The sequence below is a fragment of the Pseudomonas sp. Q11 genome (assembly GCF_024494355.1).
GTDB classification, from domain to species: domain Bacteria; phylum Pseudomonadota; class Gammaproteobacteria; order Pseudomonadales; family Pseudomonadaceae; genus Aquipseudomonas; species Aquipseudomonas hefeiensis.
Genome location: NZ_JAKNQY010000031.1, coordinates 17807 through 37787 on the forward strand (window position 1 = coordinate 17807; position 19981 = coordinate 37787).

Sequence of the window (19981 nt, forward strand, 5' to 3'; positions counted from 1 at the left end):
CAAGCCGTCAGCCCATGGCTCATTTCATTGATGGAGTAACGACATGACCCAAGCCAACTTTCTCGCCAACCTGTTTCCCGGCGCTGCCGACATTCCGCACGCCTACCGCCTTGATGGACCGCTCGAGCAGCGCGAATACCTGATCGATGGCGTCCTGCAAACCTGGCAAGGGCCGTTGGCGGTTGTTCGCAGCCCGGTGTACCTGGCAGGCCCGCAGGGTGACGAACAAGTGATACTTGGCAGCACGCCGCTGCTGGATGCACAGACCGCGCTCACCGCCCTGGACGCAGCCGTCCGCGCGTATGACCGCGGCCAGGGGCAGTGGCCGACGATGCGCGTTGCTGAACGCATCCGCCATGTTGAGGCTTTTCTGGTGCGCATGCGCGAACAACGCGAGGCGGTGGTCAAGTTGCTGATGTGGGAAATCGGCAAGAACCTCAAGGACTCCCAAAAAGAATTCGACCGCACTTGCGATTACATCGTCGACACCATCAATGCCCTCAAGGAATTGGACCGTCGCTCCAGCCGCTTTGAGCTGGAACAGGATACGCTCGGACAGATCCGCCGTGTGCCGCTGGGCGTGGCCTTGTGCATGGGCCCCTACAACTATCCGCTCAACGAAACCTTCACCACGTTGATTCCGGCATTGATCATGGGCAACACCGTGGTGTTCAAGCCGGCCAAGCTCGGCGTACTACTGGTGCGGCCGCTGCTGGAAGCCTTTCGAGACAGCTTCCCGGCCGGTGTGATCAATGTAATCTACGGCAGTGGCCGGGAAACCGTCAGCGCGCTGATGGCCAGCGGCAAGATCGACATCTTTGCCTTCATCGGCACCAACAAGGCCGCCAGCGACCTGAAAAAACTCCATCCGCGCCCGCACCGTTTGCGTGCTGCCCTGGGCCTGGACGCGAAGAACCCCGGCCTGGTGCTGCCGGACGTGGATCTGGACAACGCCGTCAGCGAGGCACTGACCGGCTCGCTGTCTTTCAATGGCCAGCGCTGCACAGCGCTGAAAATCCTGTTTGTCCACGAAGACCTGGCACCGGCATTCATCGAGAAATTCAACGCTGGTCTCGCCGCCCTGAAACCCGGCATGCCGTGGGAAGATGGCGTGGCACTGACACCGTTACCCGAGGCGGGCAAGGTCGATTATCTGCATTCGCTGGTGGCCGATGCCGTCGCCAAAGGCGCGCAGGTGATGAATAAACACGGTGGCGAATCCCGGGGTTCGTTCTTCTACCCGGCCGTGCTCTACCCGGTGAACACTGCAATGCGGGTCTACCACGAAGAACAGTTCGGCCCGGTCGTCCCCATCGTGCCGTACCGCGACCTCAACACCGTGGTCGATTACGTGCTTGAGTCCGACTTCGGCCAGCAGTTGAGCATCTTCGGCAACAACCCGGCCGAAGTCGGCAGGCTGGTGGACATCTTCGCCAACCAGGTCGGACGCATCAACATCAACGCCCAGTGCCAGCGGGGCCCGGATACGTTCCCGTTCAACGGCCGGAAAAACTCGGCCGAGGGCACGTTGTCGGTTCACGATGCGCTGCGCACCTTTTCGATCCGCACCCTGGTAGCGACCAAGTTCCAGGACAGCAACAAGGCGCTGATCAGCGACATTATCCGCCAGCGGGACTCGAACTTCCTGACCACCGACTACATCTTCTGACCCGGCCCGGACGATGGATTATGGCAGGGCTGGACGGCGCTGTTTGATGCCCCAGCCCTGTTGCATGCCGGCGGCCGCCAAAAGGATTGCCGCCACCCCCAGCCATTGCAGCGGTTCGAGGCGATGACCGAAGGCGAACCAGTCAACGAAAATCGCCGCGATCGGATAGATGAACGACAACGCGCCGGTCACTGCGGTGGGCAGCCGTTGAATCGCGCTATACAGCAACACGTACATCACACCGGTATGAACCATGCCCAAGGTTATCAGGCTAGCCCAGGCCTCGGGCCGCTGCGGCAATGCCGAGAAGTTCGCCCAGGGCGCCAACAGCAATACACCGGTGCTGACCTGGATCAGCGCGATCAAGTGCGGCGGTGTCCCGGTCAGACGCTTGATGATCAACGCGGCAATGGCGTACAGCAACGCAGCCCCCAGCGCCAAGGCGATACCTGTCAGATAGTCCCCGCCACCCTGCCCTTGCTCACCGTGGGCGCTGACGATTGCCAACATGCCGAGAAACGACACCGCCAGCCAGAACAGCTTTTGGGCGGTGATTTTTTCCCCCAGCAACAACGCCGCCAACCCTACCAGCATGAACGGCTGAACGTTGTATACCGCCGTACCGATGGCAATCGAGGCGCGGGAGTAGGAGGCAAACAGCAGCACCCAGTTGCCCACGATCGCCACGCCACTGAGGACCGCCAAAAGGAAAGTGGTGCGCGTCAGGATACCCGGGCGCAAGAACCCGAAACCGGCGCAAATCAACAGCAAAGTCGCGGCGCCGAACACGCAGCGCCAGAACACCACGTCCAGTACGGGAACGCCCGAAACCAGCACGAACCAGCCTATGGTTCCGGAAATCAACATGGCGGCGGTCATTTCCAGCGAACCGCGACGTAAGGTCTTGTCCATCTTCAAGCTCCTTCAGCAAGTGGGCACAGTATGCCGAGCCGAAGGGGCGATCCTCCATGACATGAAAAAGGCTAAACTGGCTTTCAACCTTTTTTATCAAGGCAATTGCGAGCATTGACCTAACGGAGCGGAAAATGACTGACGACATCGACCAAATTCTCATCAGCGCCCTGATGGAAGACTCCCGACTTTCACTCAAGGCCCTGGCTAACCTGAGCGGCCTGTCCTCCCCCAGCGTCGCCGAGCGGCTTCGAAGGCTCGAGGAGCGTGGCGTGCTCAGGGCATACACCGTTGAAGTGGATCCCAAGTGTTTCGGCTATCAGCTCCAGGCGATTGTGCGCATCCGCCCGCTACCGGGGCAGTTGCAGGAAGTGGAACGACAAATCCAGGCCATCGCTGAATTTACCGAATGCGACAAGGTGACCGGCGATGACTGCTTCATCGCCCGCCTGCATGTGCGCTCGATGGAGCAGCTGGACACCTTGCTGGACAAGCTCAATGTTCTGGCGGAAACCAACACCGCCATCGTCAAGAAGACACCGGTCAAGCGGCGACTGCCGCCCATGGCCTGAGCCTGACCCGGCCTCGGTGTCATCCGAGGCCGGGTTTTATGCTACTCGAGGTCTTCCAGCTCAGGACTGCGCTGCACTTTTTGCACCTCATCCTGAGGCGCGTTGCTTGCCTTCATCAACTTCAGAGGCACGATTTTTTCGCAAGCATTCTTGCCGTCGGCATAGACGCCACTGTGATTACATTTCCAGTCATAGAAGTTGGCCAAGGCTGCGGACAATTGCAGGCTGTAGTCCGTGCTTTGGGTACCCGGGGTAAAGGGTTGGCCGGCGGGGATGTTCTGGAACCATTTCATCCACTCTTCAGTACCCGGCGCTGGTGGGTTGGCCTGGAAGGTCGGGTTCATGATCGCCAGTTGCTGGTATTCACCAGTCATGTGACAGCTCAGGCATGAAGCCTGGGGGTTGTCCACCGGACCATTGAGGCGTCCGTTCCACCCCAGGTGGGTCGGCGGCAACTCCTTGGCATTGGCATTGATCGCGCTCTGCTTCAACGCAGGGTTGATTTTGGTTTCTGTCGGGGTCGGATTGGTGAACTCGCTGCTGGTCACTTCAGGGTCGTTCCCCCACATGATTCCGACCGGCACCAGGTTTTCCCAGTCGCCTTTGCTTTTATCGATGCCGTTGTATTGAAAGGTCCCAAAGAGCCATCCGGTCTCGCTGATACGTGTGTCACGCACGGCAATGTCCATTTGGATCAACGCCACTTTTTTCACGACTCGATCAGTGGATGTGAACGTGACCGCGGTGTAGGCATCCAGCAGCAAGGGATTGGCCAGCGACGGCACCGAATTGACATCGATGTCCGCATACAACGCCTTACACACCACGGTGCCGTTGGAGAAGCTCTTGGGTTTTGAAGTGAAGCTTGGGTCAGGATTCTGTGGATCTTTCCAGACCTGGCCGATGGTATAGGCACCGATATCGTTATAGATCCCCACCGCATAAGTCTGACCGGACTCCAACTGCGTGTGGGCGAGTTGTTTGGGTTGGATGGGCGCCTCTCGGGTCAGCCCGTGGATGCCTTCACGCCCGCTCGGCCCGTAATGCTGCCAGGGCATGTGATACCACTGGCGGACGGTGTTTTCCTGCACATTCCAGTTGGTCTCGGCGTTGCCCTCCAGACAATACTGTTTGACGCCCTCCATGTAGGCCCGCCAGGTTTCAAAATCGTTGCTGCGCGTCGTGGGCAGAATCTTGAAGAACGCCGGCATCGATGCAGCACCAGGGGCTGTGGTGGGATAGCTCTGGCTGAGCTGGAACGCAGGGCCGGAATATTCACTCTTGGGAGGGGCGAAGCCGAAATCAGGGAAGGCGCCGGCATGGGCATTGGCCATGGACAACCCGCCTGCCAAGGCCATGAGTGCAACGATTTTTGCGTGGGACTGAATCATCGGTATCTCCTTATAGGGACAACGCCTGCGAAAATCATCGATCTCCTGATTGATGCGCAGGGCTTCCTTTGTTATTGGGCCAAAGCGCATTGCCCCGGCCGGCTCACGGATAACGCTCATTGATGTGTCCTACACCTCCTTTGGCACCTGAAAAACGGGCGCAGTCAGACCTGGCTCTGATAGCCGAATGCGAACGATATCGGGGGAGAACGTGGCGAAGATTTCGCGCAGTGATTGACCGGTCAACCTCATGCCGCCCTTGGCAATGCAATCCCTTGTCATAGTTGTAGATCAATTATTCAAAGCCGCCATCATGATTCGGCTTTTTTGCGGGCCATTGGCCATAACGGAAAACTACAGACGAAAAAAAGCCCGCCGAAGCGGGCTTTCCATATCGCGCATGCAATCAGTCGTCGCGACCCATCAGGCCGAACAGTTGCAACAGGCTGATGAACAGGTTGTAGATCGATACATACAGGCTGATGGTCGCCATGATGTAGTTGCGCTCGCCGCCGTGAATGATGGCGCTGGTCTGGTACAGGATGCAGACCGACGAGAACAGCACGAAGCCGGCGCTGATTGCCAGTTGCAGGCCGCTGATCTGGAAGAAGAAGCTGGCAACTACCGCACCGAGCAACACGAAGAAACCGGCGGTGATGAAACCGCTCAGGAAGCTCATGTCCTTGCGGGAGATCAGTACGTAGGCCGACAGACCACCGAACACCAGCGCAGTCATGGCGAATGCCGAGCTGACCACTTCAGCGCCACCCTGCATGCCCAGGTAACGGTTGAGGATCGGGCCGAGCAGAAAGCCCATGAACCCGGTCAGGGCGAAGGCCGAAACCAGGCCCCAGGCCGAATCACGGAGCTTGTTGGTGAGGAAGAAAAGACCGTAGAAACCGATCAGCACCACGAAGATGTTCGGGTAGCCGACACGCATCTGTTGTGCAACGAAGGCCATCACACCGCTGAAAGCGAGCGTGAGTGCCAGCAGGCCATAAGTGTTGCGCAGGACGCGGCTAACCTCTAGCTGCTCAGCCTGCACGCTGTTGTTCACTGCGTAATCCTGTTCGCGCATGGCGACACTCCTCCGGTTTTGAAACATTCAGTGGCAAGGATGATAACAGACGCTCTGTAACAAGCTACGTAGAGAGTTTGACAGTGTGTTTCATTCGGGTATTATGGCGCCCGCAACGCAATACGGAGGTGTGGCCGAGTGGTTTAAGGCAACGGTCTTGAAAACCGTCGACTGTAACAGGTCCATGAGTTCGAATCCCATCGCCTCCGCCATCTTTATACGACAAAGCCCTGATTTTTCAGGGCTTTGTCGTTTCTTGGGTTCGCAGTTTCTGTTGGGCCATCTCCGGGTCGTTTCCGCATCTTTCAATCATGTTCGCAACCCCACCCCTGCGATATCACTTTCCCGGCCAAACCAAATAGCTCGACCAAAATGTGAAGAATGAGCCACCTTGGGGCGTTCAAGCCAAAAGCATGAACTGGATTGCAAATGCCGGGATCGAGGCGGTGTCGAACTGCACTGCACGAACGGCTTCCTCGTGACCCCGTTCATCTGCGCCCATGCCAATCGTCGTGACAACAAATATGGTGGTGCACTGCAAAACCGCCTACGCTTGTTGAATGATCCCCATGCCCTTGTTTAGATAATGGATCGGACTGGAGCGATCTGATTTCCTTCGACCGTCCGCTCATCGCCAAGTCCGGACCTGCCCACGCGTATCGCCAACAACTGGCCTCTCAAGTCGGTCGACCCGACCAGCATATACGGCGCAACGAGAAGGCTACACGCACTACCCCACCTGTCGCTCCCAAGCGGCCGATGCCGCAGCACCTCTGGAAATGGAGGCGCTGTTCACGTTCTCCCATTGAGGAAGATGAGTATGTATCGGCCGAGCACGATTCCTTATCAGCAGCATAGAGGGTTCGGCCGAACCTTCACTCCGGGCCATTTGAGCTTGGGATTGTTCTTTCCTTTGGAGGCCTTCGATGGGGACACTCCGAGCATGCTCAACCAGGTCGCATTGGCCAAACGAGCAGAGGCGCTGGGCTTCTGCGCGCTCTGGTTTCGCGACGTGCCCCTTCGGGACCCTGGTTTCGGCGATGTCGGCCAAGTCTTCGACCCCTGGGTTTACCTGGGCTATATGGCCGCTCATACGTCGGAGATAGCGCTTGGCACCGCATCCATTGCCATCCCTTTACATCATCCTCTGCACACGGCCAAGGCGTCAGCCAGCGTCGATCAGTTGAGCACCGGTCGCTTGATCCTGGGGGTAGCTTCCGGCGATCGCCCGGTGGAGTTTTCGGCTTTTGGCGTCGATCCCGAAAGGCGCGCAGAAATCTTTCGAGAGCACTACGAGGTGATTCGCCAAGCCCACAGCACCAGCTTTGAACCCATCCGCTGGAGCGGTGGCGAGATGCGGGGCGCAGACCTCATTCCGAAACCCACCACCCAAGTCATTCCAATGCTCGTGACCGGCAATAGCCGCCAGTCACTGGATTGGATCGCGCGCGAAAGTACCGGATGGATCAACTATCCACGCATACCGAACATGCAGCGACTGATCGTGGAAGATTGGCGGCTGGAGGTCATGAAGCAATGTGGTCCCGTCTATAAGCCCTTCACTCAGTCGCTTTACATCGATCTCGATGAGACCCCGTCCACCCAGCCCTCTCGCATTCATTTGGAGTTCAGACTCGGACGCGACCATCTCCGGTACTTGCTGGAGTCACTTGAGGAAATCGGAGTGGACCACGTTATCCTGAATCTCAAATATGGAAAGCGCCCTGCTGAGGAAGTCATTGAGGAACTGGGTACTCACATCGTTCCGCAATTCGGAGTACAGCCGCGTCCCGAAGCGAATTGATACGCCGGCCGCTTCCACGCTAGGCCAAGGTGGTGCGGTTCACCGCCTGATCCCTGAAAGCCTCGCGCATGTAAAACGTTCCCTGCTCGTCACGCAGCTTGAACAACACATAATCGATATTTCCCGGCTCTGCGCGGGTCGGCTCGACCAGCGCCAGCAGTTCTTGTTTCAATGCCAACTCTTTGCCTGCCTTGGCCTTGAGCACGGCAATCGATACCAACACGTTACTGGACGTGTTCATCGTCAACTCTCCAACATTAAACTTGGCTAATGATGCCGCAGGCGGTTCAGCGGGCCCGCAACCGCGCTCACCTGAAGAGCGGAATCAGAACCCCTCGAGAACGATCTTGCCCCAGGCTTTGCCGCTCTCGACCAGTGCATGGGCACGACGCATGTTTGCCGCATTGATCGCACCGAAGTGCTCCCCCACGGTGGTTTGCAGAACACCTTGGTCAATCAGAGCGCTGACCCGATCGAGCAGATGATGCTGGTTGATCATGTCCGGGGTTTCGTACAGCGAGCGGGTGAACATCAGTTCCCAATGCAACGACAGCGACTTGCGCTTGAGCGGCATCACATCGAGGCTTTCGGGATCGTCAATCACACCCAGACGCCCCTGCGGCTTGAGCACGTCGATCAGTTGTGCAAAGTGCTGTTCGGTGTGGGTCAGGCTGGCGACATAATCGATCTCCGGCACGCCGAGCGCTTGCAACTGTGCGAGCAGTGGCTGGCTGTGATCGATCACGTGATGTGCACCCAACTGCCGCACCCAATCAGCGGTTTGCTGCCGTGAGGCGGTACCGATGACGGTAAGGCGGGTCAACTGTCGGGCCAGTTGCACCAGCATCGAACCAACGCCGCCAGCCGCTCCAGTGATCAACAGGTACTTGCCCTCCCCCGCTCCTTCGACGACACCGAGCCGGTCGAACAACAATTCCCAGGCGGTGATCGAGGTCAACGGCAACGCTGCCGCATCGGCAGCACTCAGTGAACGAGGCTTGTGCCCGACGATACGCTCATCGACCAAATGGAATTCGCTGTAGCTGCCGGTGCGGGCAATCGAGCCGGCATAGAACACTTCATCGCCCGGCTGAAACAGCGTCACTTCAGAGCCGACCTCGCGGACAATGCCTGCGGCATCCCAACCGAGGATTTTCGGTTCTTTAGTGAAAGTACCGGCACGCACTTTGGTATCGACCGGATTCACTGATACCGCGCGAACTTCAACCAATAGATCCCGTGGGCCAGCTGTGGGCACCGGGAGGCTGATGTCAATCAATGCTTGTGGATTGTCGATGGGCAAAGCGTGTTGGGTAAAGGTGATGGCTTTCATGGAAACTCGCTGTCTGAAGGGATGATGCGCTCACTTGCAGCCATCTTCGACTTCCCATCTACAAAGAAAAACAAGCAGAATGCGCCAACACTTTCACTGCAGGAGTGAAAATGATCCGCATCGATGATCTTGGTTTATTCCTCCGCAGCGCCGCGCTGGGCAGTTTCACTGCAGCGGCGCTGGAGGCTGATCTACTGCCTGGTCAGGTCGCCGCCGCAATCAAACGTCTGGAGCGCGAGCTGGACGTGCGCCTGTTCGCCCGCACCACTCGCAGCCTGCGATTGACTGCCGAGGGCGAGCAGTATCTGCCCACCGCTCACTCAGTGCTTGAGACCCTGAAGCAAGGCAAGGAAAGCCTGCGTGGTGAGAACGCCACACTGCGGGGCGTACTGCAAGTGACAGCGCCGTCCGATCTGGGGCGCAATATACTGCTGCCGTGGTTGACGCTGTTCCGCCGTCAGCATCCAGAATTGACGTTGCGTTTTTTCCTGTCGGACCAGATGGCCAATCTGTTTCGCGACCCGGTGGACGTGGCGATTCGATACGGCCCGAATGAAGACGCCAACTACGTGGCACTGCCGCTTGCACCGTGGAACCATCGGGTGCTGGTTGCCTCGCCGGAGTATGTGCAACGCTGTGGTTCTCCCCAAACGCCAGCTGACTTGAGCAAGCATTCCTGCCTGCTCTATCTGCAAAATGGCCGGGTCTACGACAAGTGGAACCTGGGCGGGCAAACCGTGCAAGTTTCAGGTCCATTGTTCAGCGATGACGCCGATGTCGTACGACGCTGGTCGTTGGAGGGTGAAGGTGTCGCCTACAAATCCTGGCTGGATGTCAGTGCAGATATCGCCGCAGAGCGACTGCTTGTGCTGTTGCCAGATCATCCTGGAGAAGTTTCACCGTTGAGCCTGGTGTGCCCACATCGCAAGCAGATCAGCCCTGCGGTTTCTCAGCTTTATACGTGGTTGAGTGGTCAGTTTGCGGCTCTGGAGCGCAATGACTGCGATTGATGTCCGCTAAGCATCCCGCGCTTCATGGCTCGGCGGATCAATGTGTTCAATATTCCCCAGTACCAACGCTCGTCCGGCAAACAGGCCGCCCGAGGTTTCCAAGGCAAAACGTTCAGCATCGCGTTTGCGCACTTCGTCGATTACCGCGTCGGCTTCATGCTCAGACGCCCCCAGAGTTAGCACGGCCTGACGGCCGAGCAGCAGAGCGGCCTCAAAGGTTTCCCGCACGATGTAGTCGGCGTCGTGTTTGACCAATTCCAGCGAGTGTTCGCGGTCAAAAGCGCGCACCACCAATTTCACCTGCGGGCAGTAGCGCCGCGTACTTTCGACAATGCGTGTCGCGGCTTTTTTATCATCCACACAAATAATGATGGCGCGGGCGTGATGGGCGCCAGCAGCATCCAATATCTCATGGCGGGCGCCATCGCCATAATAGACCTTGAAACCATAGGGTGACACGGCGCGGATGACCTCGGGATTTATATCGATGATAGAAATTTTCGCTCCCTGAGCGAGCGGCGCCTGGCAGGCAATCTGCCCGACACGGCCAAAACCGATGATCAGTACATTGCATTTCAGATTCTGTGCGGCTTCCACACCGTCCATGGAAACGGTCCGCGCGCGAGCAAACCGTTTGTACAGCAATAAAGTCACCGGCGTAATGACCATGGAGAGCACCACAATAGCCGTCATATTGGCGTTGACTTCAGGACTGATGGCCCTGAGTTTGAGCGCTTCGGCAAACAGCACAAAAGCAAATTCGCCACCCTGCGCCATAAGCAAGGCGCGATCCAGTGCGTCGTCATGAGCGCTTTTCGCGAGGCGCGCGACCCCATAAATACACAGCGCCTTGACCAGCATCAGTGCCAGTACACCGGAGATGATGAGCTTCCAGGCCTCGGCCACCAATTGCAGATCCAACGACATGCCGACTCCGAGGAAAAACAGCCCCAGCAGCAGGCCGCGAAACGGCTCAATGTCGGCCTCCAACTGGTGGCGGAAGGTGGATTCGGACAGCAGCACACCAGCCGCGAAAGCACCCATCGCCATTGAAAGGCCGCCGAGCTCCATCAGCAACGCAGCGCCCAACACAACCAGCAACGCAGCGGCAGTCATTACCTCACGCGCTTTGACTTGGGCCAATACCCGAAACAGGGGATTGAGCAGCCACAATCCGATGGCCACCAATGCGCCCAGGGACAGTGCTGCGATACCTATGCGTTGCCAAAGGGGAGACGTGGGTCCATTCGCCAACTCAGTGGGCGCCAGAAATGCCACCACCGCCAGCAAAGGGGCTATCAACAGGTCCTCAAACAGCAAAATGGACACGACGTGCTGCCCTCTCGGCTCGGTTATGTCGCCACGTTCCGAGAGAACTTGCATAACCAGGGCCGTGGAGGTGAGTACAAAACCCGCTGCGCAGACAAATGACACCTGCCAAGGGAATCCAAAAGCCATGCCGACAAAAGTGAGCAGACAAGCACAAACCACCACCTGCAGGCTGCCCAGCCCAAAGATCTGCCTGCGCAGATCCCACAGGTGCGAGGGCTTCATCTCCAGTCCAATCACAAAAAGAAACATGACCACACCCAACTCGGCCACATCGAGGATGGTATGAGGGTCATTGAACAGTTGCAGACCGAAGGGGCCAATGATCAGGCCAGCCGCCAGGTAACCGACCACGGAGCCGAGCCCGATGCGTTTGAACAGCGGCACTACCAGCACGGCTGCGGCAAGCAAAATGACGACACCCACTAATTGTCCTGCATTGCCTTCAACGGCCATAGCATTGACCCTCATCCCACATCAGGACCGGTAATGCTTCCACGGCCAGGCGTGTTGAGCAGAGCTTCCAAGCTGAGCGCTCAGTCCCGCAAATTCTTCAGGACCAAGCACAGTATCTGGAGCGTTCACCAAGAAAGCTCCAGGGTAGGAATGCCATCTGAAGTGTAGTGCAGGACACCGGCATCGTTTGAAGGGGGCACAAAAAAATCAGTAGCGTTTCCCCCTCCTTACCGTAAAGGGCTGACGAACAATCCTTTCATTTAACTGATCGCGTAGGCCTGGCCTTGAATTTTGGACAACGAACTTTGGCCACGACACCCACCTTAAATACAAGTGGTTTATGGATCACTCTGCAACCCATCTGATACGGTTTGTTTTCGATCACCTGAGCCTTTTTCGTCAACCAACACGCTGTAAAGTGCAAGCCGATGTTCTTTCAAACAACAATAAAGTAGCCAACTAGCTCTGGCGCTTGGGCACACTGACGCACTCAAAAATCTAGACCACTCCAGGATCAACAATAGAATCCTGCTTACCCGAAAGAACTGCAAAAAAATAACGACTCACTTGACGTGGAGATAGTGCCGTGCAAAAGCTTGGCTTGGGCTTCCTGGTGACTGGCGTTTTTGGACAGCTATCAGTACTGCTATTGACCTACACGTCCACAGGACCGACCTGTCAAAATAACGTTGAAAATTCATACATCCAGAAGAAAGTGGCAACGCTCGAACAACTGCTCGATGACACCGCTAATAAAGTTTCGGCTGAACTCAGTACAAAACATTCCGACGGGCTCGCGCACCTTGCCAAAAACGAATCCCGCATATCCGGCTCGACGGAGGCTGACGCCGTTCAGTTTTTGCTCGAAAAACCCGACAAAACAGCAGTGTTTACACTGCCTTCATTGCCCACACAGGCAAACAAATGGACATCTATTCTAAGCGGTCTGCTTGTTTGCGCCGGCCTTCTCTTGGCACTCTTCGCCCGCAAAAAAACGATTGTTCCGCAATGGCACGTCTTTCGCACCGTGCCAGGCTCGATAATCACGCTGGAGCGCCCGTGTTTGACGTGCAGCGGTTTCATTTCACACGCTGCAAAACCTGCTTCAGCCATGCCTTCATCCGGCCTGTGGGTGATCGAAATTGCGTTGAACACACCAAGCCGTCATCGCGCCACAAAAGCCATTAAGCAGCTGGAGTTGCCGGTAGCGCGTAAAGAAAACAACTTTGTCGTCATCGGCCCGTATAAACAAAAGCAGGACGCGGCTCGAGTCGTGAAAGAGCTGAATGAAAGTCATAGCATTCGGGGATGGTTGATGGCAGGAAATTGACATAGTCCGATTGAACGCCGGGCCGGCCTCGAACAACCAACTACTTATTGCACGCCGCAAGAGAGCATTCATGATCACAAAAGAACTTAGAGCCGAACTCGCCCTGAAGAAATTCCTGGACGCAAACTTACGGATACAACTTGAACTTAGCGAGCTAAACTACAGCCTCGCTGAAAATTGCGGGCTCTCGCCAGAAGAGTATCGCCTTCAATTTCTGCAAGAAGCATTTGAAGCAGAGGCGGATGCTCACGACTGTGATTACTGGGACTTCATTCTGCAGTGGGTAGCCGAAACCAAGGAAGAACTTGAGTTAATGCGCGAAGAGCGCATGAAAGAGATTTATGACTTCCTGGGAAATCAATAAACCCTACACATTTCATAGCCTATAAAACCGCAGCTTAAGATGAAAGACTCACTTCATCGGCGGGAATATGCCCAATACCCCCGCCCTCCTCTCGGTTCAAACCGTCGCATAACAATCCACTACACGCCGATACTGGCTGGGTGAAGCTCCGATGTGCTGACGGAAAAACCGTGTGAAATGACCTTGCTCGGAGAACCCAAGGTTCTCCGACAACAGGCCCAACGTTCCACTGCGCTCACGCTCAAGCCAGGCAAAAGCCCGGCGCATGCGCGCGTCGTTAAGCAACAGGGTCGGCGTCATGCCGGTGTCTTTCTTGAACAGCGCAAAGAAGTGTGCCCGAGACAGGCCACAAGCCCGCGCGGCGTTGTCGATCGGGTTCGGATCATCGAGGTGCTCAAGCAACCAGGCCGTGCCACGACGCACGCGCGCATCCCGGAACTCACCTGTGTTGGGCGCACCCAGTAGAGACAAATGCCGCCAGCTGGAAAAGGCCTCGATCAGTTCGATCAGGAAGTCGAACAGCATGAACTCCAAGCGCTCTTTCGGCACGATCCCACAACCATGCGCTTCGGCGACCAGGATGTCGGCCAGGGTGCGATTACGACTCGACAGCTCGATGCACGACTGGGCAAAAAAGTCCGGCCGGCCGCTGAGCGCCAGCGACTGCTGGGCAGTGGCCAGCCAGGCGGGCTCGATGTATAGCGCCAGGATGACGGTGGCACCGGCACCCGGCTGCGGATCGTAGAAATGCGGCTCCCAGGCGTTGACCAGCACCGCCGTGCGATCGCTGAGCGGAACCCGCCGACCGTTGACGTTGAAGTAAGTGTCTTCGCCAGATACTTTGACCAGCACATGGCATTCGGAATGGGTGTGGGTGACCAGCGAACGATCCATATTCAGCAAGGCGACCCGGCCAAACTTGCCGTGGAAAACCCGTTGGGCAATCGACATCAGATTCCTCCGCTCGCTAAAAGCGATATTGTTACCGACCACAATGCATATCATCGGGGCGTCTATCTATTTCTCAACCCCGGCGATCGCTCTATGGTTCAGCAACATTTGGCTGGCCACTATCGCGCGCGAATGACCGAGCGTCTACCTCGACTTTCGCAGCCCCCACGTTCGTCGGAGAAACCGCCTTACAAGGCATGGCGTTCTTTGCCGTGATAAACCCGCAGGATGTCCGCCACCACCGCCAGAGCGATTTCCGCCGGGGCCTTACTGCCCAGATCGAGGCCGATGGGCATGTGTAAACGGGCGATCTGTTCATCCGTCAGACCACCGATGCGTTTGAGCCGTTCGGCGCGCTTGGCCGAGGTTGCCTGAGACCCCATGGCGCCTATGTAGAATGCCGGGGTGTGAACCGCTTCCATCAGCGCCAGATCATCGATTCGCGGATCATGAGTCAGCGCCACCACCGCGGTCGCTGCGTGGCAACCGCCAGCGGCAATGAACATCGAGGGCAGTACACGTTGCATCTCCACGCCCTCGAGCTGAACATGCAGCATTTCTTCCCGGGGATCGCAGGCGATGACTTCGCAGCCGATGGCGCGGGCGAAACTGGCGCAGACTTCAGCGACCGGCGACAGTCCTGCCAGAATCAACCGCAACGCAGGGCCAACACTGATGCGCACCGTCTCATCGACGACTTGCACCCGCTCGTTGCCGTGTCCGGTGTCCGGGTCCAGGCGCAACGCACCGCTGCTGAGCTCGACCTGACGCAGCAGACGGCGCTGGCCGAGTAACGCCGCTTGCAGACTCTCCAGGTGCATGAGCCATTCGTGACTGGCAGCGCGGTGCTCGACCAGCACGATCAGCACGCCACCACAGGGCAATCGCAGACGGTGGCGTTGCTCGACGCTGTCGCCATAACTGACGATCTGCGCCGGCTCGCGTAACTCACCCCGTGCCAGACTTTCGAGAAACGCCTCTTCGACGCAGCCACCCGACAGGGAGCCGACGTGTTCGCCCGAGCCATTGGTCACCAGCATCGCACCCGGCGCGCGCGGCGCCGAGCCATAAGTGGAGAGCACCGTGCATAGCCACTGCTCCTGCCCGGCGCGAGCCCATTGCAGTGCCTGGTCGATCACCTGAACATCGAGATGGCGCATGTTTTCTATACCTCAAGCAAAGCGTGGTAAAGCCGCTGCTGGTGATTCAGGGTCGCAAAGACTACTACCCCACGCCCGTGCAACTGGTGGTCATCCAGTGACAGGTGCCTGGGCCGTGCAGCTGTGTGTTGCTGGATAACTGCCGCACTTTCCCCAGACCGAAGCAACCGAACGGACCTTGCACCTGATCTGCGAACTCCTGGAGCGCCTCCCCGCCCTTATTTGAAGTTTCCTTGGGTTTCCGCAATCACCACGCTGCCGATCAGATAGATCACCGACAGACCGGCGGCGAAAATCGCCAGTACCACGGGGATCTGCGCCGGGCTGCTGCTGACCAGGGACACAAACGTCGGCATGGTTCCGCCGAGGGCGAAACCGATGTTCCAAGACAACCCAGTGCCGCTGGCGCGCAACTCGGTGGCAAAGCGTTCGTTGAGGAAGATCAGGATCGGCGCGATGATCGCCCCGCCCATAAAGGCAATGCCCACGCAATACGACGCAGTGCGGGTCAGCGAACCCGCCTCGGCGACACCAAGGAACATCATCGGCAGGCTCACCAGGTTGATCACACCCAGCAGCATGAAGGTCTTCTTGCGACCGATCAGGTCACTCAGGTAACCGAAGGCCAGTGCGCCGACAATCGTCGCTACCGACCCGTACATGAGCATCTGCGAAGTCTGGGTATGAGGAACTTTGGCGACCACGTTGAGCAAGGTCGGCAGATAACCGCAGGCCAGGTAATACGTAGCCCCGCCGCCGAACGTAATCAGCAGGTTGACCAGCATCACGCCGCGGTACTCGCGACCGAACAGACGCTTGAGTGGCGACACGGCCACCACCGCCGGACCCTTGGTTTTGCGGGCTTGTTGCAGTTGCTGCCAGACCGGGGTTTCTTCCAGGTAACGGAACATCACCAGACCGAAGAACGTGCTGAGCAAGCCGCAGAAGAACATGAAGCGCCAGCCCCAGACGTCAAATTCCTCCCCGGGAAAGATCTCCGACAACACCAGATAAGTAAATGACGCCAACAGCGCGCCCATGCCGGCACCGGCACCACCGATCAACCCGGACATCAAGCCGCGATAGCGCGGCGAGATGGATTCGGTGCCGATGGTGTGAGTGGAGGCGACGATGCCGCCAACGAAAACGCCCTGAATGATCCGCAAGATCAAAAACAGTATCGGGGCCAACACCCCGACCTGGTGAATGGTCGGCAAGGCGCCGAACAGTGCCGTGGAAATACCGACGCCGACCATCGACACCATCAACGCACGCTTGCGCCCGTGTTTGTCGGCATACGCGCCGAAGATCGCCGAGCCCAGCGGACGTACCAGCAAGGCCACGGCGAACGAGGCATACACCGCGGCCAGCGACAGTGTCGGGGTGTCCGAGGGGAAGAACATACGGCCGATGATCGGCGCCACGTAGAGCAGAATGAACAGGTCGAACAAATCCAGCGCCCAGCCGAATGTCGAGGCAAATGCCGCGAGCAAAGCCTTGCCCGGTGGAATCTGCGGTGTATCGATAGCGGCGTCGGTGGGTGATGCAGTTATTGTTGTTGTCGTAGTCATGGTTGCCTCACACAAACGGTGAATCGAAACGTTCTGCATCCCGGTGCGCGGGTTGCGGGTAATCAGCAGGTCAGCGGTGTTACCTTGATGTGCCCTTTTAGTTGCATTGAAGGGGCGGCAGGCCCTGCTCCGTAAGGTGTACGCCGTTACCAACATACCCCCGGGCCTGTTCGCCGGTACGATTTACTCGCCGATAAACACGGCCGCACGCTTGCTGTGAAACGCTTCAACGCCTTCCTTGAAGTCCTTGGAGCTACGCAGACGGCTGTAGCAGTGACCTTCCATTTCGATCGCGACGGTCAGCGGTGCATCTTCGTTGTCGTTGATCAGTTTTTTCGCCGTGCGTTGGGCCAGCGGCGAGAAGCGACGCAGTTCGTCGACCAACGCATCGACGGTGCTTTCCAATTCGGTGTCTGGCACGACCTCGGTCGCGATACCCCAGGCATAGGCCTGGTCGCCCGTGATGCGTTTGGCGCGCATCACCATGTGCTTGGTGCGGGTGATGCCGATGATTTTCTGCAGACGCGCGGAGCCACCCGAGCCTGGGATCTGGCCCAGGTTCTGCTCAGGCAGGGCGTAGCGAGTGGTTTGCGAAGCGATGCGGAAATCGCAGGCCAGGGACAGTTCGAAGCCGACGCCGAAGGTGTAACCACGGTTGGCAACGATCACCGGTTTTTCGCAACGTGCCGGTGCCGCCACGTTCCAGGCCAGCTTTGAAACGTGCTCTGGCGACGCCTCGAGGAAACCCTTGATGTCGCCGCCGCTGGAGAAATGTTCACCCACCGAGCGCAGCACGATGACGCGCACATCGTTGTGTGCATCGAGGGCTTCGAAGACCAGACGCAGTTGATCGCGCTGCCCCATGGAAATGACGTTCAACGGCGCCCGGTTGAGGATGATGTCAGCGCGCTCGCGAGACACATCAACGTCAACCTGGAAGCCATCGAACTGGGTGTCGAGAAATTTCTGGATCGCTTGTTGTTGCATGGGAATGTCCTCTGGATGATTAGCTGATGGCCTTCAAGGCCTGTTCCTGGAATTGGGCCAGCAGCACGCGCCGCAGCACCTTGCCCACTGGAGATTTGGGAACCTGGTCGATGAACTGGTAACGCCGTGGCCGCTTGAATTTGGCCAGGCCCGAAGCGATGCAATGGGCATCAAGGTCGCCTTCCGAGACCTCGGCGCGCAGCTTGATAAACGCGGCAATAATCTTGCCCCATTGCTCGTCGGGCAGACCGACCACCACCACCTCTTCCACCGCCGGGTGCAGAGAGAGCATGTTTTCGATTTCTGCCGGGCTGACGTTTTCGCCGCCGGTGATGATCAAGTCATCGACACGCCCCGTGACGAACAGATCGCCCTCCAGATCGAAGTAGCCGATGTCACCGGTGAAATACCATCCGTCACGCAACGCCTTGGCGGTCGCTTCAGGGCGGTTCAGGTAACCTTCGAACGCCTCGTCACTCGCCAGGTCGGCGATGATCTGGCCCTCCTCCAATGGGTTTACCTGCACGTCGGCCGTTTCAGCATCGATCGGCACCACGCGCACGCGCTGGTTCATTGCACTGCGCCCTGACGAACCGGGTTTGCGGCTGGCTTGCTGGTCGATGGTGAAGGTGTAGATCTCCGAGCTGCCGTAATGATTGACGAACAACTGCGGCTGGAACGCCTGCTCGACGCGACGCATCAAACCGTCGCTCATCGGCGCACCGGCAAAGCCGATTTTCTCCACACTGGCTACTCGCTCACGGGCAAAGGCCGGGTGTTCGATGAGCATGTGGTAGAGCGTCGGCACCAAGTACAGATTGCTGACCTTTTCCCGCTCGATGGCCTGCAGCGTGGCTTCCACGTCAAACTTCGGCACACAGACGAAATGTCCGTCGATCAGCGCCATGGACAGCAGCGATCGCACGCCCATGGTGTGGTAAAGCGGCATGACACCTAGCGTGCACTCGTTCTGGCGGTAGAGGTTTTGCGCTACGTGGGCAACCGCCGCGGCGCGCTCACAACGGTGCCGACGGGGCACGCCCTTGGGCTTGCTGGTGGTTCCGGAGGTGTACAGCAACAGTGAAATGTCTTCGGCGTCGGCCTGCAAAATGATGCCGGAGGGGGTCTGCGAACACAGTTCCTCGAAACTCAGGTCGGTGTTGGCGGCACGGAGTCCGGCGGCGATCCGTGGCAGCCTTGTGGCGGCGCTGCAACCGGCCACGACAGTCACGGTAGCGTCGTCGTAAGCCACCGCACGGATTTGCGCATCTTCGATGCAGTAGCCCAGTTCATCGGCAGTCGAACGCCAGTTCAACGGGGTCATGACGATGCCCGCAAACTGACAGGCCCAATGCAGGGTTGCCATCTGCCAGCGGTTTTGCATCGCTACCAGCAGTCGATCACCGCGTTGCAGCCCGAGGCATTGCAAGCCCCAAGCGGCGCTCTGGATATCAACGAACCAGTCTTCATAGGTTTTCTTCAACGCACCGTCACTGACCGCCACGGCGTGCGGTCGGCGTTCAACGGCAGCGAGGAAACTGCGTCCGAGATCGAACATTTTTGTTATACCCCTTTGTTCGTTTGGCGCTGGGCAGCGACTTCGAGCACGGCCTGGACGATGCCGGTGTAGCCGGTGCAGCGACATAGATGCCCCGAAAGCATGTCGCGTACCTGGGTCTCGTCCGGGTTGGGTACCCGTTCGAGGAAATCCACGCAGGACATGAGAATGCCCGCAGTGCAAAAGCCGCACTGCAAGGCGTGATGACGACGAAAAGCTTGTTGCAGGTCGCTCAGCGTGTCGTCGTCAGCCAGGGACTCGACAGTCTCGATACGCCGCTGGTGCCCCTGTACCGCTAGCATCAGGCAGGAACGCATGGCGACCCCGTCCACCAGCACCGTGCAGGCACCGCAGACGCCGTGTTCACATCCGACATGGACGCCGGTGGCACCGAGGTCGTGGCGCAGGAAGTCGCAGAGTTGGGTCCGCGGTTCAGCCAGGGCTTCACGGGAGCGGCCATTGAGTTCCAGGCGAATCGCAAAGGTTTGGTCGGCAGTTACACGCAT

General features: G+C 58.0%; 18 protein-coding genes, 1 tRNA gene and 1 pseudogene. 8 read left to right on the forward strand and 12 right to left on the reverse strand.

The window, feature by feature from the left end:
• The first annotated feature begins 43 nt into the window (after nt 1–43).
• Nucleotides 44–1669, forward strand: coding sequence for an NADP-dependent glyceraldehyde-3-phosphate dehydrogenase (locus tag MA884_RS24410; RefSeq protein ID WP_256232918.1), 1626 nt, complete (start codon nt 44–46; stop codon nt 1667–1669).
• Nucleotides 1670–1687: 18 nt separating this feature from the next.
• On the opposite strand, the gene MA884_RS24415 is transcribed toward MA884_RS24410, so the two are convergent.
• Nucleotides 1688–2581: a DMT family transporter gene (locus tag MA884_RS24415; protein WP_256232919.1), complete on the reverse strand. Its 894-nt coding sequence runs from the start codon at nt 2579–2581 to the stop codon at nt 1688–1690.
• A 134-nt stretch (nt 2582–2715) separates the two neighbouring features.
• Between MA884_RS24415 and MA884_RS24420 the strand changes: the two genes are divergently transcribed.
• Entirely contained in the window at nt 2716–3153 is a 438-nt protein-coding gene (locus MA884_RS24420; RefSeq protein ID WP_256232920.1) for an Lrp/AsnC family transcriptional regulator, read from the forward strand.
• A 41-nt stretch (nt 3154–3194) separates the two neighbouring features.
• Here MA884_RS24420 and MA884_RS24425 read toward each other — a convergent pair whose 3' ends face one another.
• Nucleotides 3195–4544 carry a hypothetical protein gene (locus MA884_RS24425; protein WP_371134815.1) on the reverse strand — a complete coding sequence of 450 codons (1350 nt, stop codon included), beginning with the start codon at nt 4542–4544 and terminating at the stop codon, nt 3195–3197.
• A 406-nt stretch (nt 4545–4950) separates the two neighbouring features.
• Nucleotides 4951–5622: a Bax inhibitor-1/YccA family protein gene (locus MA884_RS24430; RefSeq protein WP_256232921.1), complete on the reverse strand. Its 672-nt coding sequence runs from the start codon at nt 5620–5622 to the stop codon at nt 4951–4953.
• A gap of 124 nt (nt 5623–5746) precedes the next feature.
• Here MA884_RS24430 and MA884_RS24435 point away from each other — a divergent pair.
• The 3 genes from MA884_RS24435 to MA884_RS24445 all read left to right on the forward strand — a co-directional run bounded on the left by MA884_RS24435 (nt 5747) and on the right by MA884_RS24445 (nt 7426).
• A tRNA-Ser gene (locus MA884_RS24435) sits at nt 5747–5834 on the forward strand.
• 266 nt (nt 5835–6100) lie between these two features.
• Complete coding sequence (locus MA884_RS28115) at nt 6101–6205, forward strand: hypothetical protein (protein ID WP_256232960.1); 105 nt, start codon at nt 6101–6103, stop codon at nt 6203–6205.
• Nucleotides 6206–6442: 237 nt separating this feature from the next.
• Nucleotides 6443–7426, forward strand: a complete 984-nt coding sequence (locus MA884_RS24445; RefSeq protein WP_256232922.1) for an LLM class oxidoreductase — start codon at nt 6443–6445, stop codon at nt 7424–7426.
• 43 nt (nt 7427–7469) lie between these two features.
• On the opposite strand, the pseudogene MA884_RS24450 reads toward MA884_RS24445, so the two are convergent.
• Nucleotides 7470–7667, reverse strand: a pseudogene (locus MA884_RS24450) (putative quinol monooxygenase); the annotation flags it as partial.
• Nucleotides 7668–7751: 84 nt separating this feature from the next.
• Complete coding sequence (locus MA884_RS24455) at nt 7752–8759, reverse strand: zinc-binding alcohol dehydrogenase family protein (protein ID WP_256232923.1); 1008 nt, start codon at nt 8757–8759, stop codon at nt 7752–7754.
• A gap of 110 nt (nt 8760–8869) precedes the next feature.
• On the opposite strand from MA884_RS24455, the gene MA884_RS24460 reads away from it, so the two are divergent.
• The gene (locus tag MA884_RS24460) at nt 8870–9769 is read left to right on the forward strand and encodes a LysR family transcriptional regulator (RefSeq protein WP_256232924.1); all 900 of its coding nucleotides are present in this window, start codon (nt 8870–8872) and stop codon (nt 9767–9769) included.
• Nucleotides 9770–9775: 6 nt separating this feature from the next.
• Here MA884_RS24460 and MA884_RS24465 read toward each other — a convergent pair whose 3' ends face one another.
• On the reverse strand, nt 9776–11554 hold the full coding sequence (locus MA884_RS24465; RefSeq protein ID WP_256232925.1) for a monovalent cation:proton antiporter-2 (CPA2) family protein: 1779 nt from the start codon (nt 11552–11554) through the stop codon (nt 9776–9778).
• Nucleotides 11555–12140: 586 nt separating this feature from the next.
• On the opposite strand from MA884_RS24465, the gene MA884_RS24470 reads away from it, so the two are divergent.
• A complete protein-coding gene (locus tag MA884_RS24470; RefSeq protein WP_256232926.1) occupies nt 12141–12884 on the forward strand; it encodes an SPOR domain-containing protein in 744 nt (247 codons plus the stop codon).
• Nucleotides 12885–12954: 70 nt separating this feature from the next.
• Entirely contained in the window at nt 12955–13248 is a 294-nt protein-coding gene (locus tag MA884_RS24475; protein ID WP_256232927.1) for a DUF6388 family protein, read from the forward strand.
• Nucleotides 13249–13344: 96 nt separating this feature from the next.
• Here MA884_RS24475 and MA884_RS24480 read toward each other — a convergent pair whose 3' ends face one another.
• From MA884_RS24480 to MA884_RS24505, 6 genes are all read right to left on the reverse strand, one after another.
• The gene (locus MA884_RS24480; protein WP_256232928.1) at nt 13345–14199 is read right to left on the reverse strand and encodes an AraC family transcriptional regulator; all 855 of its coding nucleotides are present in this window, start codon (nt 14197–14199) and stop codon (nt 13345–13347) included.
• Nucleotides 14200–14387: 188 nt separating this feature from the next.
• Complete coding sequence (locus MA884_RS24485; protein WP_256232929.1) at nt 14388–15359, reverse strand: XdhC family protein; 972 nt, start codon at nt 15357–15359, stop codon at nt 14388–14390.
• A 218-nt stretch (nt 15360–15577) separates the two neighbouring features.
• Nucleotides 15578–16930 carry an MFS transporter gene (locus MA884_RS24490; RefSeq protein WP_256232930.1) on the reverse strand — a complete coding sequence of 451 codons (1353 nt, stop codon included), beginning with the start codon at nt 16928–16930 and terminating at the stop codon, nt 15578–15580.
• 183 nt (nt 16931–17113) lie between these two features.
• Entirely contained in the window at nt 17114–17917 is an 804-nt protein-coding gene (locus MA884_RS24495; RefSeq protein ID WP_256232931.1) for an enoyl-CoA hydratase/isomerase family protein, read from the reverse strand.
• 19 nt (nt 17918–17936) lie between these two features.
• Nucleotides 17937–19475, reverse strand: coding sequence for an AMP-binding protein (locus MA884_RS24500; protein WP_256232932.1), 1539 nt, complete (start codon nt 19473–19475; stop codon nt 17937–17939).
• Nucleotides 19476–19480: 5 nt separating this feature from the next.
• A complete protein-coding gene (locus MA884_RS24505) occupies nt 19481–19981 on the reverse strand; it encodes a (2Fe-2S)-binding protein (RefSeq protein ID WP_256232933.1) in 501 nt (166 codons plus the stop codon).